12 protein-coding genes and 2 pseudogenes are annotated in these 26,424 nt (G+C 45.5%); 10 read left to right on the top strand and 4 right to left on the bottom strand.

All coding sequences use genetic code 11. From position 1 onward, the window contains the following. Nucleotides 1-37: 37 nt before the first annotated feature. The 3 genes and pseudogenes from AAX10_RS02710 to AAX10_RS02720 form a co-directional block, all read left to right on the top strand. The gene (locus tag AAX10_RS02710) at nucleotides 38-973 is read left to right on the top strand and encodes an OmpA family protein (protein WP_149038838.1); all 936 of its coding nucleotides are present in this window, start codon (nucleotides 38-40) and stop codon (nucleotides 971-973) included. A 202-nt stretch (nucleotides 974-1,175) separates the two neighbouring features. After that, nucleotides 1,176-1,673, top strand: a complete 498-nt coding sequence (locus tag AAX10_RS02715; protein WP_217429517.1) for a L,D-transpeptidase — start codon at nucleotides 1,176-1,178, stop codon at nucleotides 1,671-1,673. 41 nt (nucleotides 1,674-1,714) lie between these two features. Continuing rightward, nucleotides 1,715-2,410, top strand: a pseudogene (locus AAX10_RS02720) (LysR family transcriptional regulator); the annotation flags it as partial. Here the strand turns inward: AAX10_RS02720 and AAX10_RS02725 are convergent. Together AAX10_RS02725 and AAX10_RS10030 are read right to left on the bottom strand one after the other, a co-directional pair. Next, nucleotides 2,405-2,564: pseudogene (locus tag AAX10_RS02725) on the bottom strand (FixH family protein); the annotation flags it as partial. The pseudogenes AAX10_RS02720 and AAX10_RS02725 overlap by 6 nt on opposite strands. 574 nt (nucleotides 2,565-3,138) lie before the next feature. Further along, nucleotides 3,139-3,309, bottom strand: coding sequence for a hypothetical protein (locus tag AAX10_RS10030; RefSeq protein ID WP_158580288.1), 171 nt, complete (start codon nucleotides 3,307-3,309; stop codon nucleotides 3,139-3,141). A 178-nt stretch (nucleotides 3,310-3,487) separates the two neighbouring features. On the opposite strand from AAX10_RS10030, the gene AAX10_RS10035 reads away from it, so the two are divergent. Both AAX10_RS10035 and AAX10_RS02775 read left to right on the top strand, forming a co-directional pair. Continuing rightward, the gene (locus AAX10_RS10035; protein ID WP_158580290.1) at nucleotides 3,488-18,262 is read left to right on the top strand and encodes a YadA-like family protein; all 14,775 of its coding nucleotides are present in this window, start codon (nucleotides 3,488-3,490) and stop codon (nucleotides 18,260-18,262) included. A gap of 110 nt (nucleotides 18,263-18,372) precedes the next feature. Next, the gene (locus tag AAX10_RS02775) at nucleotides 18,373-19,341 is read left to right on the top strand and encodes an OmpA family protein (RefSeq protein WP_080947003.1); all 969 of its coding nucleotides are present in this window, start codon (nucleotides 18,373-18,375) and stop codon (nucleotides 19,339-19,341) included. Nucleotides 19,342-19,446: 105 nt separating this feature from the next. On the opposite strand, the gene AAX10_RS02780 is transcribed toward AAX10_RS02775, so the two are convergent. Further along, on the bottom strand, nucleotides 19,447-19,830 hold the full coding sequence (locus AAX10_RS02780; protein WP_046699764.1) for a hypothetical protein: 384 nt from the start codon (nucleotides 19,828-19,830) through the stop codon (nucleotides 19,447-19,449). A 692-nt stretch (nucleotides 19,831-20,522) separates the two neighbouring features. Here AAX10_RS02780 and ccoN point away from each other — a divergent pair. From ccoN to ccoP, 4 genes are read left to right on the top strand one after another with little or no spacing between them, the layout of a single operon-like run. After that, a complete protein-coding gene (gene ccoN, locus AAX10_RS02785; RefSeq protein WP_046699765.1) occupies nucleotides 20,523-22,013 on the top strand; it encodes a cytochrome-c oxidase, cbb3-type subunit I in 1,491 nt (496 codons plus the stop codon). Nucleotides 22,014-22,025: 12 nt separating this feature from the next. Next, a complete protein-coding gene (ccoO, locus tag AAX10_RS02790) occupies nucleotides 22,026-22,664 on the top strand; it encodes a cytochrome-c oxidase, cbb3-type subunit II (protein ID WP_046696887.1) in 639 nt (212 codons plus the stop codon). Next, nucleotides 22,664-22,846: a cbb3-type cytochrome oxidase subunit 3 gene (locus AAX10_RS02795; RefSeq protein ID WP_046697947.1), complete on the top strand. Its 183-nt coding sequence runs from the start codon at nucleotides 22,664-22,666 to the stop codon at nucleotides 22,844-22,846. The genes ccoO and AAX10_RS02795 overlap by 1 nt, the downstream gene beginning before the upstream one ends. Continuing rightward, the gene (gene ccoP, locus AAX10_RS02800) at nucleotides 22,843-23,913 is read left to right on the top strand and encodes a cytochrome-c oxidase, cbb3-type subunit III (protein ID WP_046699766.1); all 1,071 of its coding nucleotides are present in this window, start codon (nucleotides 22,843-22,845) and stop codon (nucleotides 23,911-23,913) included. Before AAX10_RS02795 ends, ccoP begins: the two co-directional genes overlap by 4 nt. Nucleotides 23,914-24,037: 124 nt before the next feature. Here ccoP and AAX10_RS02805 read toward each other — a convergent pair whose 3' ends face one another. Further along, entirely contained in the window at nucleotides 24,038-25,000 is a 963-nt protein-coding gene (locus tag AAX10_RS02805) for a hypothetical protein (protein ID WP_046700578.1), read from the bottom strand. A gap of 174 nt (nucleotides 25,001-25,174) precedes the next feature. Between AAX10_RS02805 and AAX10_RS02810 the strand changes: the two genes are divergently transcribed. Then, nucleotides 25,175-26,419 carry a lipoprotein-releasing ABC transporter permease subunit gene (locus AAX10_RS02810; RefSeq protein ID WP_046699767.1) on the top strand — a complete coding sequence of 415 codons (1,245 nt, stop codon included), beginning with the start codon at nucleotides 25,175-25,177 and terminating at the stop codon, nucleotides 26,417-26,419. Nucleotides 26,420-26,424 lie beyond the last annotated feature (5 nt).

Below are 26,424 nucleotides of genomic sequence, written 5' to 3' on the forward strand. Positions count from 1 at the left end.
GAGGCGGCTTTTCAAGTTGTTATTAATAGGAATTTATATGAAACATTCATTGTTCAAAGCTGCTATTATCACAGCCATCATAGCTGCGATATCTGCCTGTGCCACCAGTCCAACTCAAGTGACTGCTGAGGGTACGACAGACAATCCTGTTTGGCCAAAATGGGATTCTGTCACATTGCATAACAATCGTGGTACTTTCCCCAATCTTACCAGCCTAAGAGAAGTTAAGGCGGGCATGACCAAAGATCAGCTGTATCATTTGCTTGGTCGTCCCCATTATCATGAAGTTTGGCGTCCTCGTGAGTGGAATTATCTGTTTCATTTTCACACGCCAGGCATTGGTACTGATGGCGTTACCACTTGCCAATTTAAAGTGTTATTTGATAAAGACACTTTTACTCGCAGTTTCTTTTGGAATCCCATCGACCCTATTGATGCAGCTTGTCCAGCAGTATACCCAGAAGCACCACCACTACAGCCACAAATCATCATCAAGGAAGTGGCAGTACCTGTTGAAGTACCTGTTCAAGTGCCAGTTGAAGCACCTAAGGCACCACCAAAACCTCAAATCCAGCGTTATACTTTAAATGCTGATGCACTATTTGCATTTGACAAATACAAACTGTCAGACATGTTGCCAGGTGGTCGTCATGATCTTAACCAATTGGTTGAGTACTTAAATAAATTTGAGGAATTAAACGGCATCATCATCACAGGTCATACTGATAAACTGGGTTCAGATGCCTACAACCAAACGCTGTCAGAAAACCGTGCCAACACAGTTGTAGACTACTTGGTCAGCCAAGGCATACCAAGAAAGATCATCTATGCTCGTGGTGCAGGTGAAAAAGAGCCCATCCATCAATGCTCTGATAAGCTGCCAAGAAAACAGCTCATCACTTGCTTACAGCCAAATCGTCGTGTTACCGTTGATGTGGATGGTTATGGGATTGTAGAAAATCAATCACACTGATTCACTGTGATGCGTTAACATCAAACCGCACCCTAAAAGACCGCTGGCTTTTGGGGTGTTTTTTTATGTGATGGGTGAGTTGGTTGAGTAAATTTTTTTAGAGGTGGTTAAGGGTTTTTTAAAAAAATTGTTAGACTATTGAACAGGTATTTTATAAAATACCCATCATTTTTTAATGTGATGATTGTGATTGATGGGGTGAATGATGGCAAACATACATCTTTTGGTGGATACTTCCACGCAGTGCATGAGTGTTTTTGATGGCGATGGGGTGATTCATGTTTTTGAGATATCTACTGCTAAAAATGGCACAGGTCAGCTTGAAAATACAGGCTGTACGCCATTAGGTCATCATCAAATTGCCCAAAAAATCGGGGGCGACTGCCCCAAAAATGCTGTCTTTGTCGGACGGGTATTCACAGGGGAAATCTATGATGAGCAGTTGGGACTTAGCAATTCTGATAGAGACTGGATTTTGAGTCGTATTTTGTGGCTGGATGGTTGTGAGATGGGTGTGAATAAAGGTAACAATGCCGATGGGGTGTGTGATAGCTTGAGTCGCTACATCTATATTCACGGCACGCCAGATACAGAGCCGATGGGGGTGCCACGATCGCATGGCTGTGTGCGTATGCGTAATGATGATATTGTGCTGCTTTATGAGATGGTCAATGAAGGCACGCCTGTACTGATCGTCTGATGTGTTTGGGCATCACTGCCACCTTGAATATGGAGTAAACTGTGAATCTACAAAAAGTCGACCTGAATCTGTTGGTATATCTGGATGTGTTATTGCGTGAAAAAAATGTAACCCGTGCTGCCGAACAGCTGGGCATCACGCAGCCCGCCATGAGCAATATTTTGCGTCGCTTGCGTACTTTATTTAATGATCCATTGCTCATACGCTCTAGTGAAGGCATGACGCCGACAGAAAGGGCGGCTGAATTACAACCTCGCATTCGTGAAATACTCGCTGATATTGGCACAATGCTTGAACCACGCACTGAATTTCGCCCTTACAGCACTTCTAGAATGTTTCGCATCATGACAAGCGATTATGCTGAAGCGACACTGGTGCCAAAATTGGTGAAAGCCTTGCGGTCGGAAGCACCGAATGTGATTTTGGATTTTTTGACGCCATCGGATGTGTCCTATCGAGACATGGAGCAGGGGCGTGTGGATTTGGCAATCAATCGCTTTAATGAGATTCCTCAAAGTTTTCATCAAGTGCTGGTCTGGCGTGATACTTTTAGCTGCCTGCTGTCAGCGGACAGCCCCTATGTAGAGCGATTCAATCTTAAAAACTACCTAAAAGCACAACACGTTTGGGTGTCAAAGGCAGGCATGGGGGTGGGATTTGGGGTCAATCCTGAAAAGTCAGGTGGTCTGGGTGCCATCGATCAAGCACTGCAACGCCTTGGGCAAAAACGCCAAATCATGTGCCAGCTGATCACGAGTGGCATCTTGATAAAACGTTTTACCGTCCATGTACCAATCATCACGCACCGTACTGTCTTGAATGCGAATCGACCACACAATAAAAAACACACACCACCACCAACGCAGGCAATCCGACCACGAAGATGGTCATGAATGGGTTTTTATACCAAGGTTCTTTTTGGGGAGGGGTTGGTCATGGCGTGATGTCGTGTGGCTATATTTGGGCGTATTGTAGCACAGTTTGGGCATTAAGTCATGCCAAGCGTGTTTGATGACTTTCAACTCACATCTTGTTGATTTGGTTTTTTGGAATGGTGCTGGGTAAATGGGCTGAAAAATCAAGCTGTTAGTAAACTTGGCTGACATGAAACTGGCATTGTTCATGGAGCATCATTCATCATCTCGTCTTTGTTTTTCTAAGGTGGAGACTTTGCCCCTATTGACCCCTGCAACATAACCAAGCAATATCGCATACATCTGCTGGCACGGTAGGCTTGGTTTGTGATTCTGACATATAGACACCTTTTTTGGCTGGTTTGGCTGGTATGCCAAGCGATGACAGACCAGCTTATCTTATCTATTATAACATCTTTTGATGACACAAAAACCAAAAAAAGTCGCAAGCTTTACCCCATCATCATAAGGCATCACCATGGATTTGGCAGTAGTTATCGTGTACACTTGTAAACATTCTGTTATTATGTTACATAAAAATAACAATACATCTAGTACTTGGCAGATGACTTGTAGTAAAATATGCAAGAAACAATCTTTATCATTTGTTGCAATAAGGTATTGACAATGCCCATCAGACCAGTCATGCTGATCGCATCGCATCGCATCGCATCGCATCGCATCGCATCGCATCGCATCTTCATACCTAAAAACCACCCCATTGTTTATTGCTTTGGCAGTAAGCAATGGAGTGGTTTTTTGTACAATTTTTTATCGGCTTTATGATCTTCTCTTATGACCTGATCATGGGTGCCGCTACTGGTGTTTGTATTAATCAATCACTTCTTTACAGTCTGTACGCCAGCCTGTAAAGCTTTTTTCAACCCTTGAGGATTGTATATGAATAGTATATATAAAATTGTCTATAATAAGGCAACTGGCACCTATCAAGCGGTGGCCGAGTTTGCCAAGTCGCACACACGGGTGGGCGGCTCATCCGTCAATGGTGGCGTAAAGTCCACCAAATCAGTGGCATTTCGCCTGACCGTCATCGCCTCTGCATTGCTGATGACTGAGTCAGCGATGGCGGCTACAGTAATTTCTAATGGTCAGGTTGGACCTCATGGTGCCAACCGAAGTGATGTTAGAAATCTTCCAAACCATGCTAGCGTAAATTTGGACTGTTATGAGGGTGGTGGTAGTGCAATAGATCGAGGCAGAATGGGGAGTGCTGGTAGGGTAGGAGATAAGGTAAACATTGCTTCGATTGCCATTGGTGCTGGTATTGGCGATGATTTTGGTATTGCTTGCGCTCCGACAAACTCTGGTATTGCTATTGGTGCAGGTGCCAGTACTAGACCAGAAAATGCTGGAAATGTTAGAACATACAACCAGCAAGTCGCCTTAGGTCGCTTTGCTCGCGCTTCTGGCGACCAATCTGTCGCAGTAGGTGCAGATACTTGGGCTCAGGGTAACTCATCCATCGCTATTGGCGGTGATGATTTAGATAGGGTTTCTGGGAGCAATGCTGCTACACAATATACTAGACTATCCAAGGGTGATACCATCACAGCTGGCGACTATCGCAAAACCCATGCTAAAGGAGATGGCTCATCCGCGATTGGTGTGCAATCACAGGCACTGGGTGATTTGTCCCAAGCCTTTGGTATGCGTACCAAGGCAGAGGGGCTAGCTGCTGTATCCTTAGGTATCAGTACCCGAGCGGTCGGCGAGGGTGCGTTTGCAGGCGGTGTGAACTCTAAGGCCTGGACGAATAATAGCTTAGCAATAGGTACAGATGCTGAGGCTGGTCAGCAAGGTCAGAACACAAAAGTAGACGCCATCGCTCTTGGCCATTCAGCAAAAGCAAAAGGTCAAAACTCAGTCGTCATCGGCTCGAATAGTAACACCACCTCTCCTAACACCTATGTACTAGGTTCTAATGTTACCAATACCCACGCCAACTCCGTATTCCTAGGTGCCAGCTCAGCTTATACCGCTAAAAGTAGAGCAACAGATGGTGATGGAACTGTATCTGCAGCCAATATCAATAACATCACATACAATGGTTTTGCCGGATCCAAGCCATGGGGCGTGGTATCCGTTGGTGCACCAGGTGATGCCGGTGTTGATTATAATGGAAAAACCAAAGAACGCCGTATCCAAAATGTCGCAGCTGGTCTGATCAATGCTACCTCTACCGACGCCATCAATGGTAGCCAGCTATATCATATTGTTGATAGAGGTGGTTGGAAGCTACAAGCTAATGACACCCCAGTCAATGCTGGCTCTCATAATAACAATGTAAGATGGGGCGATACTGTCAATTTTAAAGCTGGTGAAGGCATTACAATACAGGGTTCTAATAATGGTGGTACTAGAACCATTACCATTAGCAGACAACCTGATGGTCAACAAGCTGGCCCTAGAATCACTAAACAGAATTTAGATGGCGATCGAGGCTATAAGCTCATCATTAATAACCCTGGCAGCCCACAAGAAGAGATAGAAATTCGCCATGGACGAGACGGTGCTCGTGGTCCAGCTGGTTTAGAAGGTCCACGCGGTGAAATTGGCCCAGAAGGTCCTCCAGGGCCAGCAGGTGCAGCAGGCCCAGCCGGTCCTCGTGGTCCAGCTGGTCCACAAGGCCCACGCGGTCACAAGGGTGAAAACGGCGATCCTGGTCCTGCCGGTGCAGCTGGTCCAGCTGGTCCTATCGGCCCTGTAGGTCCTCGTGGTCCTGCTGGTGCAAATGGTGAAAGAGGGGAGCAAGGTCCTCCAGGGCCAGCAGGTGCAGCAGGCCCAGCCGGTGCTCGTGGTGAACAAGGTCCAGAAGGTCCTCGCGGTGAAAAAGGTGATCCGGGTGCTCCTGGCGAACGCGGTGAGCGTGGTGAAACTGGTCCAGCCGGTCCAGCCGGTGAACGTGGCGATGTTGGTCCTGCTGGTCCAGCCGGTGCTCGTGGTGAACAAGGTCCAGAAGGTCCTCGCGGTGAAAAAGGTGATCCGGGTGCTCCTGGCGAACGCGGTGAGCGTGGTGAAACTGGTCCAGCCGGTCCAGCCGGTGCTCGTGGCGAAAGAGGTCCTGAGGGTGCTCAAGGTCCTAGAGGTGAGCAAGGCTTACCAGGCGAAAGAGGTCCAGTAGGCCCAGCAGGTCCTGCCGGTCCTAAAGGTGCTGACGGTGCCCCAGGTAAAGATGGTGAAGCTGGTGCTCAAGGTCCAATGGGTCCTGCTGGTCCAGCCGGTGCTCGTGGTGAACAAGGTCCAGAAGGTCCTCGCGGTGAAAAAGGTGATCCGGGTGCTCCTGGCGAACGCGGTGAGCGTGGTGAAACTGGTCCAGCCGGTCCAGCCGGTGCTCGTGGCGAAAGAGGTCCTGAGGGTGCTCAAGGTCCTAGAGGTGAGCAAGGCTTACCAGGCGAAAGAGGTCCAGCAGGTCAGGATGGTGCCCCAGGTGCCAAAGGCGACCGTGGTGAAACTGGTCCAGCAGGCCCACAAGGTCCTCGTGGCGACAAAGGTGAAACTGGCGATCGTGGTCCTAAGGGAGATCAAGGCGAACGCGGTCCTAAAGGCGACAAAGGTGAACCAGGTATCCAAGGTCCTAGAGGTGAGCAAGGCTTACCAGGCGAAAGAGGTCCAGCAGGTCAGGATGGTGCCCCAGGTGCCAAAGGCGACCGTGGTGAAACTGGTCCAGCAGGCCCACAAGGTCCTCGTGGCGACAAAGGTGAAACTGGCGATCGTGGTCCTAAGGGAGATCAAGGCGAACGCGGTCCTAAAGGCGACAAAGGTGAACCAGGTATCCAAGGTCCTAAAGGTGAGCAAGGCGAACCAGGACCAAACAAAGACATGTATGTCCATGTCAATACTGGTCAACCTGACCAAGGTCAAGGCACAGAAAATGAAAACAAAGGCAAAGTCGACGAAAAAGCCGGTGCAACAGGTGATAAGTCCGTCACAGCTGGTGTCAATGCCAAGGCCACAGCACCTGGTAGTGTTGCACTAGGCTCTGAGTCTAAGGCGGATCGTAATGCGATTAATGCAGTTGCGAAGACAGTTAGTCGTGAGCCAAACAAGGACCAAAACCAAGTTTATTCACCATTGACCGAAAATGTCAAAGTTGATCATCCGGAGACAAGCACATTAAATACCGCCATCACCGAAACCGTTAAAGGCAACCTAGGTGCGGTATCGGTAGGTAATGAAGGCAATACTCGCCAAATCATCAATGTTGCTGCAGGTTCTGCCGATACTGATGCGGTGAATGTCGCACAGCTAAAAGCATTGGCTGGCTTGCCAATCACTGTAGAAGCTAATGAAGGTGGTTCAGTGCCTGTCAAGCTTGGTGATCGTTTCCCTGTAAAAGGCAAAGAAAATGGCGGTATAGTCACGAGAACTGATATAGCCTCCAATGGTCTAACGCTTGAAGTTAAGCCTGACGGCACGAAAGGTGTTGAAGTCGGTGCCGGCGGTGTTGCCGTTAAGATCAACGATCAAAAAGGCGTTCAGTTTGGTAATGATGGCAAGATTGAAGTCAAGCCAAATGCCAATAAGGGCGTAGAGGTTACCGCTGAAGGTGTTGGTGTCAATATTGATGATCAGGCCGGTGTTAAGTTTAATGGCGGTAAGGTCGCTGTCAACCTAGCTCCAAACAAAGGTCTTGAGTTTGATGCTAATAATGGCCATGGCATTGCTGTCAAACCACATCACGGCATCACTGTTGACAACAATGGTGTAAGCGTTAAGCCAAAAACAAATGGCGGTGTTGAAGTTACTGCTGATGGTGTTGCTGTTAAGCCAAACAATGCCAAAGGTGTAACCGTTGATCAAGACGGCATTGGCATCAATGTCAATCCAGCAGGCCCATTAACTGTTGATGGACAAGGCCTAAACATCAATGTTGGTGATCAATTTACCATCGCAGATGCAAATGGCAAAAAGCAACTGCAAGCCAAGCCACGCTTATTTGAAGCGGATAAGGGCTATAATGGTGGTACGACAGAAGATGACAAAAAAGTCAGTCGCAATCTTGGCGATAGCTTAAAAATCAATGGTAAGCAAAATGCCGGCATTGAAACTTCTGTGAATGCTGCTAAAGATGGTATCGACATTGCTGTGAAAGCTGGTCATGGTATCGAAGTTGGCGCTGATGGCGTGAAAGTTAAGCCAAAAGCTGATGATGGCGCATTGACCGTTGATCAAAATGGTGTGTCTGTCAATGTTGACAATAAAGGTGTTAAAGTTGAAGGTAACCAACTTACTGTCAATCCAGATGAGTCTAAGGGTATTCAGGTAACTGATCAGGGTATCGGTATTAAGCTAAAACCAGATACTAATGGTGTTAAAAACCCATTGACTGTAAGTAATGAGGGTTTAAACCTTAATATCGATCCGAATACACTAGAAGTTGCAGGTGATAATGGTAACAAGCAGCTTAAAGTCAAAATCAAACCGCAAGGTGGTATCACTACTGAAGGTAATCAGGGTCTAAAAGTTGATGTTGACGGCTCAACCGTTCAGATTAAACCTGACGGTAAAGTTGCAGCTAAGACATTTGAACTGAAACCAAACACACAAACTGGCAAGATCGACGCACCAAATGGTGATAATGAAAACGCCTTGGTTACCGCTGGTAATGTCGCCAAAGCCATCAACGAAGCTGGCTTTATTGTGACTGCTTCGAAGAGCGACGGTGAGGTTGAAGGTGAAAAAGATCACTTGGTTAAGACCGGTGAAAAAGTTACCATTGACGCTGGCAAAAACATCAAGCTTAAGCAAGAAGATGGCAAGATCAGCATTGCTACCAAAGATCATGCGACCTTTAGCAGTGTTACCTCAGACATCGTCAAACTTGGTGATACTGGACCACAGTTGCGTAATGGTGATGATGGCTATAGCATCAAAGTAACGGCTAATGATGGTGAATCACCAATCAAGATCAGCAATGTAGCGAAAGGTGAACAAGACAACGACGCGGTCAATGTCAAACAGCTCACCGAAGCAAAAGCCAAGTACTATGCTGATGAAGACAGCACACCGCCAACTGATGGTGCAACTAATACCGCCACCAACAAAGAAAATGCCAAGGCACTTGATCAAGGCATCGTTGGTATCAAGGGTGGTAAGACAGGTGATAAGGCTGATGACAAAAACATCACCACCACCATCAACACCACTGAGGGTACGATCGAAGTCGCTCTAAACCCTGATGTTAAAGGCTTAAATAGCGTTCAATTTGCTGATAACAAAGGTATTCAAATCGGTGATGCTGATACGAGAGCTACCGATGAAACAGCAACGGCATTAGGTCGTGGTGCAATCGCAACTGATGTTGCCGCAACAGCATTAGGTACAGCTTCACAAGCTAAAGCGATTGGCGGTGTGGCATTGGGCACGCTCTCTGTGGCGGATCGTAATGCAATTCAGGTGCCAGTCACTAATAACCAAGTGGCAAATCCTGAACATAACGAAATCTACACGCCATTAACCAAGGCTGCTCAAGCTGACAGAACTACCCAGCCGCTCAATCAGGCGATTAAAGACACCGTCAAAGGCAACCTAGGTGCGGTATCGGTGGGTGATCAAGACAACACTCGCCAAATCATCAATGTCGCTGCAGGTTCCGCCGATACTGATGCGGTCAATGTCGCTCAGCTAAAAGCTGTGGCTGGCTTGCCGTTTACCGTAGAGGCTGACCAAGGCGGTAAAGCAACTGTTAAGTTGGGAGACAACCTACCTGTTAAAGGTAAAGAAAATGGTGGTATTACTACCAGCACCAACTTAAAGACCAATGGCATTGACATTGCGGTGAAAGCCAATAAAGCCCAAGGCATTGAGCTAACCCCAGGTGGTGTAGGCATTCACTTGCACAAAGACGCTAACAATCCATTGCAGTTTAACAAAGCGGATGGCGGTCTTGAGCTAAATATTGATGCCGATACTTTGGCTGTTGACAATGATACCAGTGTTTTAGGCGGTGATAAGAAGCTTAAAGTCAAATTGGCTGATAAAGGCGGTATCACTACTGAGGGTAATAATGGCTTAAAAGTTGATGTGGATGCCACAACCGTTCAAATCAATGAAGCTGGTAAGATATCAGCCAAAACCACAACCTTAACGCCAAATGACAATGGTAAGATTGACACACCAAATGGTGGTAATGAAAACGCTTTAGTTACTGCTGGTGATATTGCCAATGCCATCAACAACTCAGGCTTTACTGTCCAAGCTAATGGTAAAGATGGCAAGCTTGTCAAAGCTGGTGATAAAGTCAACTTTGTTAACGGTGACTTAACCACAGTAACATTGACGCCAGGTGAAAATGGCCAAAATAATATTAAGGTTGATGTCAACGCCCAAGGCATTGTTGAAAACGCCCAATTACCAGTAGTTTATACTGACAAAGCAGGTAATAAGCTGACCAAGGTAGGTGATGAATTCTATCAGCTGCTTGATAATGGACAAAGAGCTAGAGATAAGACACCAAAAGATCAAGTCATCGCCTCATTAAACAATGGTGCTAATAACACCAAACAAGCCCCAATGACCTTGGCGAATGTTCAAAGCAGCATTAACCTTAAACAGCCTTTGGGTAATGGTCCACAAGTAACTGCTGATAAACCAGCTGATTTTGACACCGTCAAAAATAATGCAGCGACCGTTGAAGATGTGATGAAAGTTGGCTTTAACCTGAAGAATAACAAGACAGATGTGGACTTTGTTCAAGCCTTTGACACCTTGAATGTTGTCGATGGCAAGGGCACCATGGCGATCGTTGAGACTGATGGTCAAGGTAAAGTTAGCACCATCAAAGTTGATGTGAAGGCCAAGCATAATGGTGGTTTATCTATTGATGATCGTGGCGTAAGTGTTGATGTGGATAATAAGACCATTCAACTTACCACTGACGGTAAAGTTGCAGCCAAAACCACCGAGCTTCAACCAAATCAAACTGGTAAGATTAACACACCAGCTGATGGTGAAGGTGATGCCCTAGTCACCGCCCAAACCGTTGCTGATGCCATCAACAACTCAGGCTTTACCCTTGCAACTTCACAAAGTGGTACAGGTCAAGCATCTGGTGAGTCAGAGCTGATTAAGACAGGTGAAAAAGTCATCATTGATGCTGGCGATAACATGAGTGTTATTCAAGCAGGTGGTCGTGTTAGCATTGCAACCAAAGATGATGTTGTGTTCAAGCATGTGCTTGCTGATGACATCATGGCTAAAAACAGCCTAACTGTAGGTGATACTACAGATGGTAGAAAAGCCGTCAAAATCACAAGTACTGGTAAGGCAGGTAGTGAGAAAAACATCATCACTGGTCTAAGCGACACCTTACCACGCCAAGGGGGCACTGCGACACAACAGGCCATCTCTGCAGACTTGGACATCTCAAGTAAAGATGCTGATTCACTCAAACTGTCTCGTGCAGCCACTGTTGCAGATGCTCTATCAACAGGCTTTAACCTACAAGAAAATGGTGTGGCCAAAGACTTTGTGAAAGCCTATGACACCATTGATTTTGTTGATGGACAGGGTACCAGAGTGATGGTTGACTCACCAGCAGGTGATAAGAAAAATACCATCAGAGTTGACCTCAACCTCGATCCAGCAAAAGGCCTGGAGATTAATCAAGAAAAAGGTGGCTTGTTGGGCATCAAGCTAAGAGATGAAGACAGCAATCCATTGTATGTGGATGAAAACGGTCTGACCGTATTGACCACCAATTTGGCGACCACTGCTGATGGTAAACTTGTCGAACCAGACACTGATGATGAAAATAGCTTGGTAAATGCCAAGTCAATAGTTGACGCCATCAATCACTCAGGTTTTGTTGCTAAAGCAAATGGCGATGCTGGCGAAGTGATTCATCCAGGCGATACGCTTGAATTGACAAATGGCAGAAATATTGAAATCAGTCGTGATGGGGGTAAATTTACCATCAATACAGCCAAAGATGCCATCTTCAACAGTTTGAGTGTTGGCGGAGAGTATGGCAATGTCATGATTGATGAACATGGTGTGCGTATGGGCGATGTACATATCGGTCCTACAGGCATTAATGCTGGTGATACTCGCATTACCAATGTGGCCGATGGGGTTGATCCAAGTGATGCGGTGAATGTCAGCCAGCTATTAAATGGCATGGCACAAAGTGCGGAGCATGTGACTTCTGAAGATGGTTCTATTTTTGTCCAGCAAAGCGTCAATCCATCGACCAAGGCAACAACCTTTGATCTGTCTGTCAATACAGATGATGTTACCATCACTAAAGGTGATGAGGGTAAAATTAAAGCCAAAACCACAACCTTAACGCCAAATGACAATGGTAAGATTAACACACCAGCTGATGGTGAAGCTTTGGTTACCGCCAAAACCGTTGCCAATGCCATCAACAATTCAGGCTTTACTGTCCAAGCTAATGGTAATAATGATAAGCTTGTAAAAGCTGGTGATAAAGTTAACTTTGTTAACGGTGACTTAACCACAGTAACATTGACGCCAGGTGAAAATGGCCAAGCAAATACCATTAAGGTTGATGTCAACGCCCAAGGCATTGTTGAAAATGCTCAATTGCCAGTGGTTTATACTGATAAGGCAGGCAATAAGCTGGCAAAAACTGCAGATGGCAAGTTTGTGCGTGTGAATCCATTGACAGGCAAACCACTAACCAATGGCAACAATGAGATTGATCCTAATGAGGTAATCGCATCATTAAATAATGGTAACAACTCTGTTCAAGAGCCAATGACGCTTAACAACTTAAAGCACAACATTCAGCCACAGCCAGTGCTGGATAATAAGTTGACTCATGCGAATAAGCCAGTGTTTGATGAACGCAGCTTAACCAATGCGGCTACTGTTGGTGATGTGTTAAATGCAGGCTTTAACTTGCGTCAAGATGGTACGGTCAAGGACTTTGTTCAGGCATTTGATGCGATCGACTTTGTTAAAGGCAATGCAACAAGTGTTGAGATTGAGACAAATGATGATCAAACCCAAAGCAAAGTTAAGATTAATATCAATACTGATGACAAAACCATTGAGGTCAAAGACGGTCAAGTATCAGCCAAAACCACCGAGCTTAACACCAACCCACAAGGTGATAATGAAGCTGGCAAGGTAACTGTTGAGGGTGATCAAGGCGATGCCCTAGTCACTGCCAATACCGTTGCCAACGCTATCAATAACTCTGGCTTTACCCTGGAGACTTCTCAAGATGGTAATGGGCAAGCAGTTGGTGATTCTGCACTGATCAAAGCTGGTGAAAAAGTAACCCTGGAAGCCGGTGATAACATTTCTGTCACACAAGCAGGTGGTAAAGTTCGCATCACCACCACTGATGATGTGGTCTTTAATAATGTCTCTGCTAAGCAAGGTGTGGTTGTGGGCGACACTACAGATGGTAGAACCGCCATCAAAATCACCAGTGAGGGCGAGACTGGTCGTGAGAAAAACATCATCACGGGGTTAAGTGATAACCTACCACGCCTAGGTATTGATGCCATACAGCAAGCCATTTCTCCAGATTTGGATATTTCAAGTGGTAAAGCTGATCCAAGTAAGCTGTCTCGTGCAGCCAATGTATCAGATGTACTAAGTACAGGCTTTAACCTACAAGCCAATGGCGAGGCCAAAGACTTCATCCGTGCGTATGATACGATCGACTTCGTTGATGGTGATTTCTCTAAAGTTGACATCAAGAATGATACCAACTCCAATAAGAGCACCATTAAGCTGAACATCAACGCCCAAGGCCTGGTTGAAAACGCTCAATTACCAGTAGTTTATACTGATAAGAAGGGTAATAAGCTTGTGAAGAAAGATGGTGCGTTCTATCAAGTTGCTCCAAACGGTGGCGCTTCTCGCATCAAGGTTGAGAACGACCAAGTCATCGCCTCAATGAACAATGGCAATGGCGAAACCAAACAAGCCCCAATGACCTTGGCAAATGTTGCTCACAACATCACCATCAAACCAACGATTGATGACAAACCAGCATTCCATTCGGACAAACCAAAAAATGCTGATGTCATCCAAAACAACGCTGCTACCGTAGGTGATGTACTAAACGCAGGCTTTAACCTAAAAGAAAGAGGTGTTGGCAAAGACTTCGTCCAAGCCTTTGACACGCTAGACATCATTGATGGTAATGGTACGACAGCTCGTGTCAACACAGATGAAGCCCGTCAATCAAGCACCATCACCTTTGATGTGAAGCCAAATCGCCAAAAAGGCATCATGGTTGATACAGATGGCGTTGGCATCAACATTGATGAAAACGCTGGTCTTGAGTTTAAGCAGGCAGCTGATAATTCAGCATCTAAGCTTGCTGTGAAAACTGATGGCACCACCATTAAGGTTGAAGGCAATGCGGTTAAAGCCAACACCACCGACCTAACCGTCAACACTGACATCAGTAACATTGACGCTGATGACCTGGGTGAGGTTAAGCTGGCTAAAGAAGATCAAGGCGATGCCCTAGTCACCGCCAAAACCGTTGCTGATGCCATCAACAACTCAGGCTTTGTATTGACTGTGGATAAAGCAGACGATGAGTCAGGTGAAGTTGAGGGTGATGAGCCATTCTTGGTATCTTCAGGTGAAAAGCTGGGCTTAAAAGCAGGTAAGAACATCAAGCTGACTCAGCAAGGTGGTCAGGTTACCTTTGCAACCAAAGATGACCTAGACCTAACAACAGCTGTATTTACCGACCAAGGCGGTAATAAAACAGGCGTTGGTGGCTCTGGTGTCTTCATCGTACCAAATGGTGTGGATGCTAAAACTCAGCCAAATGACATCGTTACCTTGACTGTCAACGGTCTAAACAACGGTGGCAACAGCATCACCAATGTCAAATCAAATCTGGTGGATAATGGAATTGCCACAGAAGTTCCAGCACAAAACCGTAAAGACAGCTTGGCTGGCAAGGTGAATAATGCTGCAACCGTAGGCGATGTATTAAATGCAGGTTGGAATTTACAGAACAATGGTCAGCCTGTTGATGTCATCAGCCATGCTGATTCAGTGAACTTCATCAATGGTCGTGGCACAACCGTTGTGACTGACAACGACCCAGCAACTGGCACAACCACCATCAAAGTGGACAGCCCAATCGCTTATGTAGGTGGCAATGAAGCTGACGCAACTGACACCGCCACCCCAAGCAATACAGTGAAATTGTACGGTAAAGATAACTCACCAGTACAAGTCACCAACATTGCCAGCGGTGTACGCGGTAAAGTTACTCCAACAGGTGACAATGGCAGCCAAACAGCCAAAGATGTGGCAAACGCGATCAAGACTGCGACTGGCGATACGCTGAACAATGCCGTGAATGTCGGTGATCTAAAAGACACCATCAATGACACCATCACGACAGTCTCTACCAATGCTTATGGTCTAAAAGACAAAGCAGGTAAAGAGTTTAAGCAAAGCCTAGGTACCACCGCTCAAATCACCGGTGATGACAACATCAACACCGAAGTGGTTGAAGTGACAAGTCAAGATGGCAAAAAAGGTCATGCCTTGAAAGTTAGCCTAAACCCAACGCTTGAAATCGGTGCCAAAGACGGCAAAGATGGTAAAGACGGTGTTGATGGCAAACTTGGCATCAATGGCAAAGACGGCTCAGCCATTGTCCTAAACGGCAAAGATGGCTCTATTGGTCTTAATGGCAAAGATGGCAAAGATGGCTTAACCTTCAAAGCTGCAGACGGTGCTCAAGGTGTTGATGGTAAAGATGGTGAGAATGGATTGCCAGGTAAAAATGGTCAAACTCGCATCGTGTACGAAACCAAAGACAAAGATGGCAGCACTAAGACCGAGGAAGTCGCTAGCCTAAATGACGGCTTGATCTTTACTGGTAACAATGGCGAGCTAAACCGTCATAAGCTTAACTCTGTGGTTAAGATTATCGGTGAAGGTGTTGATGCAACCGAATCTGGCAGATTTGACAGTGCAACAGGCAACATCAATGTCAAGGCAAATGGCACCGATGCGTTAGAAATTCAATTGTCAAAAGACATTGATCTGACCAAAGATGGCTCAATCACCATTGGTGATACCGTCCTAACAGACAATGGCCTAACCATTGACAATGGTCCTAGCGTCACCAAAGGAGGTATCAATGCTGGCGGTAAGAAAGTTACCAATGTTCAAGCAGGCACAGATGACACTGATGCAGTCAATGTCAAGCAGCTTAAAGACGCTCGTACGACGGTAACCTCTAGCGATAAGTCAATCAGTGTTGTTGACCTGAACGATGGTCAAGACGGTAAGAACCTTGCCTATGACATTAAGGTCGACAGTCAAGCATTGGTTGAATCTGCTCAATTACCAGTCGTCTACACTGATGTCTATGGTAACAGACTGTACAAACAACCAGATGGTACTTTCGCCACTAAAGATGGTAAAAAAGTCGACCCTGCTGATGTGATTGCTTCGATCAATAATGGTAAAGGCAGCACCACGCAGCCAACCAACTTGGCTAATGTTGCTGGTAACTTGACACCAACTTACAATGCAGGTGACATGATCGTCGGTCCTAATGGCAGATTGACCACCAATCCGATCTTTGATGCTACCAAAGAGCAGGCTGCACCACAAGGTCAACAGTTGGCTAACATCTACAACAACGCAGCTACCGTTGGTGATGTGCTAAATGCAGGCTTTAACCTACAAGCCAATGGCCAAGCAGCTGACTTTGTCAAAGCTTATGACACCGTCAACTTTGCTAACGGCACAGGCACAACAGTGGTTGTGGACAATACTGATGGCAAGACCTCTACCATCAAGGTTGATGTGAATGTGGATGATGAAACCATCACCACCAAGCAAGATCCAAAAGATCCTGCCAAGACTGTGATCGCAGCCAAAACCACCAAGCTTAACACCAACCCACAAGGTGGTAATGAAGCTGGTAAGGTAACTGTTGAGGGTGATCAAGGCAATGCCCTAGTCACCGCCAAAACCGTTGCTGATGCCATCAACAACTCAGGCTTTACCCTACAAGCCAACGGTCAAGATGGTAAGCTGGTCAAAGCAGGTGACACCATCAGCATCAATCAAGGTGACAACATCAATGTTACCCAAGATGAAAACGGTAACCTAACTGTTGCTACCAAGCAAGATGTGGCGTTTGAAACTGTGAAAGTGGGTGATACGCTACAAGTGGATAACCTACTTAAAGTCGGCGACATCAATATCACCCCTGAGGGCATCAATGCTGGCAATAAGAAAGTCACCAATGTTGCCGATGGTAACATCAGTGAAGGCAGTAAAGATGCGGTGAATGGTGGTCAAATCCATCAGCTTAAAGCTGACTTGACCAAAGGCATCAATGCCGCTAAGACTGAGGTTGAAGGTACAGGCTTTGCCAAAGTGACCTCAAAACAAGGCGATCAAGGTCAAACCATCTACACCGTTGATGTGGCCAAAGCCGCACCAGCAACTGTTGATGCCAAAGGCAAGCTTAGCATTGCAGAGACTGATGGCGATAAAGTCCTATCAGCAGCTGACACCATCAACGCCATCAACAACTCAGGCTTTACCCTACAAGCCAACGGTCAAGATGGTAAGCTGGTCAAAGCAGGTAACACCATCAGCATCAATCAAGGTGACAACATCAATGTTACCCAAGATGAAAACGGTAACCTAACTGTTGCTACCAAAGACAAAGTTGGCTTTAATGAAGTGAAAGTCGGTGATGTGATCATCAACCAAGATGGCATCAACGCTGGCAATAAGAAAGTCACCAATGTTGCCGATGGTACAGAGGATGGCGATGCAGTTAATGTCAGCCAGCTGAACAAAGCTAAGGCAGCAGCCACCACTGAGGTCAAAGCAGGTAACAATGTCAGCATCGACAGCACCAAAGGTGCTCAAGGTCAAGACATCTACACCATCAACGCCAAAGACCGTTCAGCGAAAGTCGTTGCTAAAGCTCAAGGTCTGATTGCTGTTGAACAAGGTGAAACAACGAGCATTGACGGTGCTGATACCACAAGCTTTGCCGTTGATCTCACCCAAGCAGCCAAAGATGACATTACCAAAGGTGTGAAAGCATTAGACAAGGTGGATAACCAAGGTCTGACCTTTAACACTGACAAGGGTGCTACCAACTCTCAAAAACTGGGCAGCACGCTAAATGTCAAGGGTGATAAGAACATCACCACTCAGGCACAAGGTGACACTGTTGAAGTCAAACTAAGCGATGACATCGCAGTCAACAGCATCACCACAGGTGACAGCAAACTTGACACAACAGGTCTGACCATCAACGCAGCAACACCTGCCAACACCATCAGCCTGACTGCTCAAGGCTTGAACAACGGTGGTCAACGCATCACCAATGTCGCCCCTGGTGTTGACATGACGGATGCGGTGAATGTGGGGCAGTTGATGGGAGCTACCAATCAATTGGCTGGTCGCATTGACGATGTCGCCAATCAGTCGAATGCTGGTGTGTCTTCTGCCATGGCAATGGCAGCACTGCCACAGGCTTACATTCCAGGTAAGTCAATGCTGACTGGTGGTATCGCCAGCTACAATGGTGAAGGTGCGGTAGCAGTTGGCTTCTCGAAGCTTTCTGACAATGGTCGCTGGGTACTGAAGGTATCTGGTTCTGCCGATACCAAAGGTAAAGCAGGCGGTTCGGTGGGTGCAGGTTTCCACTTCTAATCCATAACCAGCCAATAAATCCTACATCTTGGTTATCCAAGGTGTGGGATTTACCGGATTTTTCTAATTCACTTAATTTGCATTGGCGTATGCCAATTCAGGATTACAATATGAAAAAAATTACCGCACTAAGTGCGTTAACCGTTGCAATGTTTGCACTGACTGGCTGTATGGGTACTAAGCAAATCAGCCAAAATATCACGAGTGAGGGTACCATTGCCGCCGAAGACATCCATTTTCCAAAGCTTGATGATGCATGGCAAAAAGATGGGCAGTTTCCAAATCGTGAAAATCTGATGAAGATTCGCCCTGGCATTGCCAAAGATGAATTGTATCAATTGATTGGTCGTCCACACTTTAATGAATCTAGTCGTGCTCGTGAGTGGGACTATATCATGAAGTTTTATAAGGCTGATGACAGCGTTAAGGTATGTCAGTACAAAGTTATCTTTGATGAAAACTTCCGTGGTCAAGAGTTTTATTGGTTGCCAAAAGAGTGTGCTGCTTATGCCAAGCCGCCAAAAGCACCTCAGCCAATCATCAACAACCCAGCACCAATCATCATTAATACTCCAGCACCAGCGCCAGTAGCACCACCACCTGCACCAGTTGAAATCGTTAATGAGCGTATCAACCTAGAGGCGGATGCGTTGTTTAAGTTTGACAAGTATAAGCTAGAAGACATGTTGCCAGCAGGTCGTGCCAAACTTGACGAACTGGCTCGTCAGCTACTAGAGTGGGAAAAACGTGGTGAAAGCCGCATCCACTTAGTAGGTCACACTGACCGTCTAGGTAGCCACGAATACAACATGACGCTATCACAACGTCGTGCCGAGACTGTTCGTACTTACCTAATCTCACGCGGTGTGAACGCAGCGACCATATCTGCAGCGGGTGCAGGTAAACTGCAACAAATCCATCAGTGTTCTGACAACCAGCCACGTCAAGCATTGATCAACTGCTTGCAGCCAAACCGTCGCGTAGAAGTGAACGTTGCTGTATATGCCTTTACCCAAAAGGGCAGCACTCAGCAAATCAAAATGAACCAAGATTATCAGAACTTCAACCAAGCTCAATAATCGTACCTTTCAAACAACAAAAAAAACCGCTCATATGGGCGGTTTTTTTTGTTGCCTTATAAAATTATCAGTTAAATATTAGTTTATAAGTACTATTAGACTGATTTAGAATTTAGTAATAGCTAGAATTTGTTTGAATAAAGCTTTTTGCTCAGGGCTTGGCTTGGCAGATTGTAATGCCATGACTGCACTCATGTCGCCATCAACACGAATCTTGCCCACCATGAATGCTTCGATGGCAAGACTGGTATCGCCTGTCTTGATGGTATTGCTCAATGTGTCGCCATCGATGATAATGGTGCTGACTGCGTCATCGGTATGACCTTGATGGATTTTACCGCCTCTTAGGTGGAGTAGGGTAGGTGTGCCTTGTTCGACAGTGGCATTTAGAACCAGTGAGTCAAGTGAGGGCGGTAAATTAAGTTCGCCGGATTGTGCGTTAAGAGCTGCAACTTCGTCGAACCATGCTTGAGATAAAAATTGCGCCATAATATTCTCCTTGTGAATGGATGGGTAATTTGTGCATAAAGGCATTATAAATCAAAATTGAGTATAAAAGCAGTTAAATTAATGCAATTAAATAGGTTGATGTGAGATTTTTGAGGGATAGATGAGATATTATAATTATAAGCACTAGCAAAAGCGCGATTAAATTAGTTAATAAAGGTTAAGCATATCGTAAATCAACGTTCATTATTACGTCTAAAAGCAGTATTTTATTGTTTTAAATCATGTCAAAATGATGAAAATTTTGAAAAAATGCCAAATTATTGCCAAAAAATCCAAATATTTTTACAAAAGATGCGCTAAAAATTACATTTGTGTTGTATAATAAAAGATGAAAAGTACTGGTAATACCACATTATCAGTATGGAATTAATCTTTGTGGGTGGATTGAACATTCACTCAACGCAAGCTAAGCCACTCATCCGAGAAGCAAGCTAAACGCACACAGTGTTAAGATTTTCCATCTTTGTTGTGTTTTCCTTATAAAAATTAAGGATTTTTTGCTGTTACTCGCTCTGATCTGATGATATTTGTGGCACTTTGCGTTAAAATATACAGATATGAATCAAAAAGCGTCGATTTTATTGTTTATCGCAAATTAGACAGCCATGCTGACGCACTAGCCAAAACAATAAAACTCGCTAAATAAATCGGGCTGCACAGGAAAATATCCAATGAGTCTAAATAACACAGCAGTAGCCCAGAATGTTGACCATGAATATGAAATCACGATCGTGCGTTTCTTTACCATCATGGCGGTATTTTGGGGCATCGTTGGCATGACTGTGGGTGTGTTTATCGCATCTCAGTTAGCATGGCCAGCACTTAACTTTGATACATCTTGGTTGTCCTTTGGACGTTTAAGACCGTTACATACCAACGCGGTTATTTTCGCGTTTGGTGGTTCGGCTCTTTTTGCAACATCATATTACATCGTACAGCGCACTTGTAAGACACGTTTGTTCGCACCCTATTTGGCATGGTTTACTTTTTGGGGTTGGCAAGCGGTTATTGTGGCTGCGGTGATCACTTTGCCACTAGGCTTTACCTCTGCCAAAGAGTATGCTGAGCTTGAATGGCCGATTGATATTGCCATTGCTTTGGTATGGGTTTCCTATGCCATCGTGTTTTTTGGCACACTGATTAAGCGTCAGACTTCGCACATCTACGTAGCGAACTGGTTCTTTGCAGCGTTTATCATTACCATTGCACTACTTCACATCGTGAATAACCTTGCCATTCCAGTGGGGATGTTGAAATCATACTCGCTATATGGCGGTGCGACAGATGCCATGGTTCAGTGGTGGTATGGTCATAACGCGGTAGGTTTCTACTTGACAGCAGCATTCTTGGGTATGATGTATTATTTCATTCCTGTGCAAGTTGGTCGTCCTGTTTATTCTTATCGTCTGTCTATCGTTCACTTCTGGGCTCTGATCGCTTCATACATGTGGGCAGGTGGTCACCATCTACATTATTCAGCGCTACCTGACTGGACTCAGTCGTTGGGTATGGTGTTCTCGCTAATCCTATTCGCACCTTCTTGGGGTGGTATGATTAACGGGGTATTGACACTATCAGGCAGCTGGGACAAACTAAGAACTGATCCGATCATTCGTTTCTTAATTGTTGCATTGTCGTTCTATGCGATGAGTACTTTTGAAGGTCCAATGCTATCTATCAAAGCGGTGAACGCCATTAGTCACAATACTGACTGGACAGTTGGTCACGTTCACTCAGGCGCGTTAGGCTGGGTTGGTATGATTACCATTGGTTCTATTTATGTGCTATTGCCGCGTATCTGGAACAAGGCAAAAATGTACTCAACAAACCTAATCACCGTACACTTCTGGCTAGCAACCACTGGTACAGTTCTGTATATCGTTGCGTTATGGATTTCAGGTATCACTCAAGGTATGATGTGGCGTGCCACTAACCCAGACGGTACGTTGGCGTATGACTTCATCCAGACTGTTGTGGTATCACATTGGCCATTCGTGGTTCGTGCACTAGGTGGTGGTCTGTATGTTGCAGGTATGTTAGTTATGGCATACAACTGCTACAAAACCATCAAAATGCCTAGCATTCCAGAACCAATCGCTGAGCCAGATGAAGTAAATACTGGTCGTGATGAAGTGTTTGACAACGACACTGTCAAGGCTTAAGGGGGGAGAGTCATGTCAAATATCACTCACGAAATCGTCGAGAAAAACACGGGTTTACTCGTTATCTTTATTGTCATCGCGATTAGCTTTGCAACTTTGGTTGAGATTGTACCGCTAATCTTTGATGAGAACTCACCTGAAAAAGGTGGTGTGAATAAGCCTTTGCCGAACATGCGTCCTTGGACAGCGCTAGAGCTTGAAGGTCGTGATATCTATATTCGTGAAGGCTGCCATGTGTGCCATACTCAGATGGTGCGTCCACTTCGTGCAGAAGTTGAGCGTTACGGACCATATAGCCGTGCAGCGGAATCAACTTGGGACCACCCATTCCTATGGGGTTCTAAGCGTACTGGTCCAGATCTTGCCCGTGTTGGCGGTCGTTATTCAGACCAGTGGCACGTTGACCATTTGATCGATCCACGCTCTGTTGTGCCTGATTCGGTGATGCCTGCTTATCCTTGGCTTGCCAAGAATGAGGTTGATGGTGTTAAAGTGCAGCAAAAAATGCGTCTATTTAAAGACCGTTTTGGCTTGCCTTATACCGAAGAAGACATCGAAGCAGCGCCTGACCAAGTGCAAGGTGCGACCGAGCTTGATGCATTGGTTGCTTACTTGCAGCAGCTTGGTATCGCCATGCAGGGTCAACGCTAATGAACTGGGGCGTTTTGCATAGTATTGCGACTGTCGCGGCATTCGTCGCTTTTATTGGCATCGCATGGTGGGCATACTCACCAAAAAATAAGAAACGCTTTGAAGAAGACGCACAACTTGCGCTTGATGACAAGACGTTAAAGTCTTTGTCATCAAATGAGCGCACTAAGGATACACAATGAGCTTTTTTTGGGGTTCTTGGATTACTGTCCTGTCATTAGGCTGCTGGTTATTTATCTTCGGCGTGCTAATGTGGACACTAAAAACCAAACCTGTCTTAGAAGAAGATGAAACGACAGGACATTCATATGATGGTATTAGAGAGTATGATAAGCCATTGCCTAAATGGTGGCTTGTGATTTTCTTTGGTACTCTAATTTGGGGTTTGGGTTACTTTATCCTATTCCCGGCAATTCAGCCACATGCTTGGAAAGGCATTACAACGGTTGAAGTTGATGGTCAAGAAGTACCTTGGACATCAGAAAACGAGCTAAACAGCCAGCTACAAGCCAACAACAAGGTTTTCAATGAGAACTTTGAACAAGGCATTTTGGCGAATGCAGGCGCTTCTGAAGCAACTGCGGTACTAGCTAAACTAACCGAGCTTCAATCTCAGAAGAAAGGTGAGGCTGAACCATCAGCTGAACTACAAACTCAGATTGATGAGCAAGTTAAACTACTAGCACCATACGTGGATAAGCTAGCAGCTGACCCTGAAGCTCAAAAAATCGGTAACCGTCTCTTCCTACAAAACTGTGCCTTGTGCCACGGCTCGAACGCCAAAGGTTCTTTAGGCTATCCAGATTTGACGGATAATGATTGGCTGTATGGCGGTGAACCTGCTGACGTTCTATTGACGATTCATAACGGTCGTGTGGGTGCGATGGCAGCATGGCAAAAACAACTGGGTGAATCGGGTGTTCGTGCAGCTGCTGAATATGTACTTAGCATCTCAGGCAACCAAAATGGTTATGAGCTAGACAATGCACAAGTTGCTCAAGGTAAAGCACTGTTTGAGACCAACTGTGTACTATGTCACGGCCCTGATGCCAAAGGCATGACCAGCATGGGAGCACCTAACCTAACTGATGACATCTGGCTATTCGGTGGTGATCGTGAATCTATCCGCGAAACCATCCGTCATGGTCGCTCAGGTGTGATGCCAGAATGGCAAACTAAGCTAGGTAATGAGCGTATCATGCTACTTGCAGCTTACGTTCGTTCACTATCTCAAAACCCAACTGAATAATCAAATATTTTGTTGATTCAGCAAAAAGAGCCGAATATTCGGCTCTTTTTATTGTCCTATAGAGCGTATCAATAGATATAAAAAAGAACCGATCAATGTTCGGTTCTTTGATTATTAATTACCGTTAAGGTTTTTGGTTGTCGGCGTAAATTGCAGCCTGTAGCCAGATATTCGCTTGAATATAATCATGGATTTGGATGGCGGCGGTCTTATCGGTAGTTGGTGCGGCCATACGTACCACCAATGGCTGAGCATCAGGCTCGCGCAGAATCACAACATCAAATAGCGTGATATCTTTATTAAAGAACTTGGTGTGGCTGATGCCTAGCACTTGACCTTGACACCATGCTTCATCTTCTTGACCGAAAGTCTCACCAAACAGATAAATGCAGCTATGACCATAGTTAATCTCAACAGGTGCTAAAGACTCACCTTCTGCCAAATCTGTAGGCTGCCACGCAAGAATCTGCTCATCGATATTATCCGGTACTTCACCGCCGTTATTGCTAACGATGTCATTAAATGCACGGTGATAACGAATGGCATCAGGATCTTCAATGAGAATCGTCTCATTTTGATCGCTAGGTTCGATGTTATACGCCCATGCGCTAAAATTCACATAATAAGTCTTAGGTGTCTTATATTCTGTACGGTTGATTGCATATAGCTGATCAAAGGCATAGATGACAGCACCATCTGTTGTCTTCAAACGTAAAATAGCATCAGAGGTCGAGTCACAGCGGATGATGCGCTCGATGTGGCACTCAACGCCATATGGGCTATCTACAGCGGGAAAAGCATTAATGAATGCTTGAGGAGTGCCGTTTTCAAGCTTTAGGATTTGATTGATATGACAAGGTGTGCCATTGGCAATGAGTAGTTTATTATCCGATGGACGACTTTGAGTAAGGGCGCTTGGGATAGTGGCTGTCTCTAGCATCGATTGTAGCCAGTTTGGCACATCCTCTGCGATATTATTTGTCAAGATCGCCCAGTGATCGCCATGACCTGCGTTTTTATCGCAAGGCAAGTCAACCTTGGTTGGTGGTACTTCGTGCTTGTAAGTGTAGCGTATTTGATTCATGATTGTAGTCATATTCTAAAAAAATCTGCTACTTTAATAAGGGATTTAATAAAAAAATCAAGCCAAAATCACCAATCTTGCGAAATTTTGTGAAAATTTGTCAAAGCTTCTTAAAATCGCTGTCAAAACAGGGTAAATGGTGTAAACTATGGTGTTTATTTATTTTGAGAAATTGATATGTTTCGTCCTTTGGCTTTATTTATCGGATTAAGATATACCAGAGCTGAACGTAAAAACGGCTTTATTTCGTTTATTTCACTCATTTCAATGATAGGATTGACCTTGGGTGTGGCGGTGCTTATTACGGTGCTATCTGTGATGAATGGCTTTGATCGAGAGATTAAGAATCGAATACTTGGTATGATTCCACAAGCTTCTGTCATGTCTTATGAGATCATTCCAGACTGGCAGCAGCTGTCCACGCAGATCACAGAAAATGATAAGAACGTAAAGGCGACCGCGCCATTTATTCAGCTGCAAGGGATGCTTGCGGCGAATGGGCAGGTGTCAGGTGTGATGGTATCGGGCATCGAGCCAAGCCTTGAAAAGGACGTCTCAATCGTTGACGATTATATCACCCAAGGCAGCCTTGATAACCTTAAAGCTGGTGAGTTTGGTATTGTGCTTGGTGAGAGCATGACGCAGGCGATGGGCGTGGGTCTGGGTGATAAGGTGACTTTGGTATTGCCAGAAGCATCGCCATCAGCGGCGGGGGTGATTCCTAGATTTAAACGTTTTACGGTCGTGGGCACTTTTAGCATCAGTAAAGAAGTGGATGGGCTGATGGGCTTTGTGGCGATGCGTGACGCTGGCGTTATGCTAAGGTTGCCAGAGGGTGCGCAGGGCATTCGCATGCTGATGAATGATATTTTTAAAGCGCCGCAAGCCGCCAATCAAGCCGCCAGCCTCGACAGTGATAGGTTGTTCGCCAATGACTGGACGACCACGCATGGCAATCTGTTCGATGCGATTAAGATGGAGAAGTCTATCATTGGGCTGTTGTTGTTCTTGATCGTGATCGTGGCGGCGTTTAACATCGTCTCAAGTCTCATCATGCTGGTGACTGATAAGAAATCGGACATCGCGATTCTAAAGACTTTTGGGGCATCGCCGAAGCTGATCATGCAGGTGTTCATCGTTCAAGGGATGATAATTGGTGTAATTGGTACGGTGCTTGGTACGATTCTAGGCGTGACGCTGGCTCTGACGGTAAATGACATTGTGGTGTACATCAGCGAGCTGTTTGGTGTGTCGTTGATGACTTCAGGTGCTTATCCTGTGGATTTCTTGCCATCTTATATTAAAGTGTCAGATGTGGTTATTATTGTGGTTGCATCTTTCTTGCTTAGCTTTGCGATGACGATTTATCCTGCATTACGAGCTGCGCGCATTCAGCCTGCTCAGACATTGCGCTATGAATAAGGACG

It is taken from the genome of Moraxella bovoculi (assembly GCF_000988745.2).
Classification (GTDB): domain Bacteria; phylum Pseudomonadota; class Gammaproteobacteria; order Pseudomonadales; family Moraxellaceae; genus Moraxella; species Moraxella bovoculi.